The organism is Halodurantibacterium daqingense, assembly GCF_042666235.1.
In the GTDB taxonomy this organism is placed as follows: Bacteria; Pseudomonadota; Alphaproteobacteria; order Rhodobacterales; family Rhodobacteraceae; genus Halodurantibacterium; species Halodurantibacterium daqingensis.
In genome coordinates this window covers 1-3,086 of sequence record NZ_JBHTFQ010000029.1, presented here as the reverse complement: position 1 = coordinate 3,086, position 3,086 = coordinate 1, and the positions used below count along the sequence as shown (strand labels likewise).

Genomic DNA, 3,086 nt, shown 5'->3' with positions numbered 1-3,086 from the left:
CGCCATCGCACTCCTCCATCATGGAAAATGCGACCAAGGTGCCCGCCGGGTGCCGCCAGAGGAAGCCCAAACCCAATGGGGGAAAAACCCCGCTTACGGATCTGGGACCCGAGGAAACACTGAAGATCATCACATCAGACGAAGCGATCAACGAGTTCCACGAAACCTACGCCAGCCGGCGTGCCAGATTTGAAGCCGCGTGCGCTGAAGCCGGTTTGCAGGTCAAGAACGCGACGAAGACAGCAGATCGCAAGGCTGCGTGAAGATCAGGAACATTTCGCTCGCTGATAGGGGGCCCGCGCCATTCGCGAGCCCCTTCTTCATGGAAGAATTTCTGAACGTGCCTCGCGTGCGCGCAGAAGTCTCTTGGGCGCCTTCTTCTTGGCATCTACCAGACCCAAGGTCTTGCGTGCCAGCAGCCGGTCCGGGGCGTCTAGGTCCGAGCTGAGACGCTTTACGGCGAACAAATCTTCGGACAAAAGAACCTGCTCAACCTCATCCGGAGAAATGATCTTATCCGCAGATCTTGACGTAAAGACGAGATTATGTGCCCGTCTGACCGAATTCCGCTGGCAGAAGAACTCGACGCAATGCGCGAACAGGTACTCTTCGATAGGATAAGCATCTTTCGGCTCGGATGGCATTTCATGCATGCTCATGTTGGCGAGAAGCGGATACATGATCTCGAAGAAGATATCACGTCTGAAGAAGGATCCTTCCGAGCGCATCTTATACAGACGCGGCATACCCATCGATGCAAGCGTTCGAGCCGACTTAGGATCCGCTGAGATTGCTCTGAGCCATCGACTCTCCGGAGCATCGGGGAATACAACGCGATCGCGACCCTCCGACGTTTCTATATGAAATATCCGGCCAGCAGAAGACTTGAAACCTAAGTCGTAGCGCCTGATGTGCCGCATTGCTCCAGGCTTTATCATCACATCAGATGACGTATGCCAATAAACATAATCGAACTTAAGATTTCGTCTCTGCGCCTCGAGAACCCCGTTAAAGAATGCATGCGCGACCCCTCCGTAGCAGGTCCGCATCGGCCTTTCGGCGAAATACACATTACCACATTTACTAAAGTCGATCCCCAGTGATTCAGCGTCGCGCCAGAACTCCTCCTCGAAGTCCGTATTGACATTGATCATATGAACCACGTCACCATCCAAGGCGACGCTATAGCTGTTGATTTGCTCAACAAGCAAATCTGGACGTTTATGCCACGTCGATACTGCCAAAACCGTCATAATGTCCTCTCGGAAGCCGAAGAGCCAGCCTTAGGTGTGCAATCTGCCGGGCACAGCAGATCCTTGAGCGAAGGCAGGGAGGTGATCTTGTGCTCCTCAAGCCAAGTCGGAGCGTCTGAAACCTCGGACCAGTTCGAAATGAAGATGAAATCCAGACCGAAACGAAGGGCGACTTCGTGGTCGTATTTGCTGTCGCCCAAGAACATGGCCGGCTGTGCTATCGCTCCACGACCTATCTCGCGAGCGAGAATATCGTCCTTGCTGTCTGGACTGCCAAAGATACCGCCATTGAACAGTGAGGTCAGTCCACGCGCTGCGAACACCTCGCGCAGTTCAGATTGGTCACCTCCCGAGACGATCATCCAAGTGGATTGGGGCCAAGCGGTTCGCAAGGCATAAAGATCGGACGCGATGTCGCAGGTCATCAGACCTTCCCGGACATAGGAAGCGTAACTTGCGAGAAGTTGGTCCAACTCTCCATCGCGCCGTGCGCCCGGAGCAAGGTTGTCGAGGAAGTACTCGAACTTTCTATAGCGCGAGATGCCACCGTTCGCGACATGGTGCTCAACAATTGCTTGGGCCGCGTCTTCTCCATAGGGCAGCGCAGCCCTGCGAAACGCCTCGGTCTTGACCTTGTTGGAGTCGAGAACGACGCCGTCACAGTCGAACACGAGGGTAAGAAACCCCTCAAGCATTTACGTTTTCGCCGGATATCATTGCTTGAGCAAGCGCAAAGTCTTCAGGCCAGTCAACGTCGATTTTCTTCAGACCTTCGCAGCAAAACAGAACTGGATCGCGTCCAATTCTATCTCCGATTTCGACGTAATTCTTACGTGAATTAATGTAAAACGCATGATTTATTTCGTAAAGAGGCGCCAAGTCTTGTGTGTTGGGCCAGGGATTTACGCTGCGATCGGTGTTGATTATTTTCTTTACTGAGTCGTCCCAAATGAATTGCTGGATCTTGTTCACGCTCATCACAGAGTCCTTTGGTCCGGAGATGACCTCGGACTGAAGCAACTCGAGGGCAGATCGATAATCAGAATCGTCGATGAACGGGGAGGTTGCGTGCACCCAAAAAATGTAATCGCCTGAGACTATTCCAGGAACATAGTCTATCAAGTCTCGCACCTTTGTAGTAGAAGATCCAAGAGCGTCAGGTCGGCGGACGATCTTGAGTTTTCCGCCTTTGAGGTCAGCCGGCATCTGGTCGAAAACCTCTTGGTCATTGGTAGAAACAACTATTTCGTCCACGAGTTCCGCGACTTGCATCAACTGCTCCAATTTATGCTGGAACAAGCTACGCCCGTCAGGACGGAATGGCCGAGTATTCTTTCTTAATATACGAGTACTCCCAGCCCGAAGCGGAAAGAAAACTGATACTTTTGCCATGATAATTCCTGCACTCCTTGGCACAAGTTGACGACACGCTCGTCAGAGTAGTCCGTAAACACTGACAGCTTTCAGCGCATGAATCGTCGGTGTCACCGATTGCAACTCAAGATCGGAATGCTCTTGGAAAGCACTGAATATCTCTGCTGTCTCATCATTCCTGGGGTCTCCAGCCGGATAACCGTCGAATCCTGCAAGAAGCACACGCTTCGCGTTACCAGAAGCCGCGATCGCCAGAGCATAGCTTAAAACCAGAGAAGTTGGCGTTACGCAGTGTGTTGGATAGAACTCGAACTTTTCTCCCTCCACGCAGATTCCAAAGTCAAGGAGTTCCTTCGCTGACAGGCGTTGTTGCGTAACTGACGCCTGAGGCATGATGGCCCCTTTCCCCGTCAGCATCAGGCCACGCGAACGATCTCGGCCGTTCCTAGGGCTGAGAAG

At 52.6% G+C, this 3,086-nt stretch carries 5 protein-coding genes; 1 reads left to right on the top strand and 4 read right to left on the bottom strand.

Going from position 1 to position 3,086, the window contains the following annotated elements:
- A partial coding sequence (locus ACFQXB_RS20235; protein WP_377407002.1) for a hypothetical protein occupies positions 1–263 on the top strand: 263 nt, incomplete at its 5' end.
- Positions 264–320: 57 nt separating this feature from the next.
- On the opposite strand, the gene ACFQXB_RS20230 is transcribed toward ACFQXB_RS20235, so the two are convergent.
- From ACFQXB_RS20230 to ACFQXB_RS20215, 4 genes are all read right to left on the bottom strand, one after another.
- Positions 321–1,253, bottom strand: coding sequence for a hypothetical protein (locus ACFQXB_RS20230; protein WP_377407001.1), 933 nt, complete (start codon positions 1,251–1,253; stop codon positions 321–323).
- Positions 1,250–1,948 (bottom strand): HAD family hydrolase, encoded by a 699-nt coding sequence (locus ACFQXB_RS20225; RefSeq protein WP_377407000.1) that lies wholly within the window; start codon positions 1,946–1,948, stop codon positions 1,250–1,252. Before ACFQXB_RS20225 ends, ACFQXB_RS20230 begins: the two co-directional genes overlap by 4 nt.
- The gene (locus ACFQXB_RS20220) at positions 1,941–2,645 is read right to left on the bottom strand and encodes an acylneuraminate cytidylyltransferase family protein (protein ID WP_377406999.1); all 705 of its coding nucleotides are present in this window, start codon (positions 2,643–2,645) and stop codon (positions 1,941–1,943) included. Before ACFQXB_RS20220 ends, ACFQXB_RS20225 begins: the two co-directional genes overlap by 8 nt.
- 42 nt (positions 2,646–2,687) lie before the next feature.
- Positions 2,688–3,086, bottom strand: a 399-nt coding sequence (locus tag ACFQXB_RS20215; protein ID WP_377406998.1) for a hypothetical protein, incomplete at its 5' end; no start/stop codon positions are given.

Bases quoted from the DNA above. Each gene is read 5' to 3' on its own strand.
- ACFQXB_RS20230 (WP_377407001.1), bottom strand. From the start codon at position 1,253: ATGACGGTTTTGGCAGTATCGACGTGGCATAAACGTCCAGATTTGCTT.
- ACFQXB_RS20225 (WP_377407000.1), bottom strand. From the start codon at position 1,948: ATGCTTGAGGGGTTTCTTACCCTCGTGTTCGACTGTGACGGCGTCGTT.
- ACFQXB_RS20220 (WP_377406999.1), bottom strand. From the start codon at position 2,645: ATGGCAAAAGTATCAGTTTTCTTTCCGCTTCGGGCTGGGAGTACTCGT.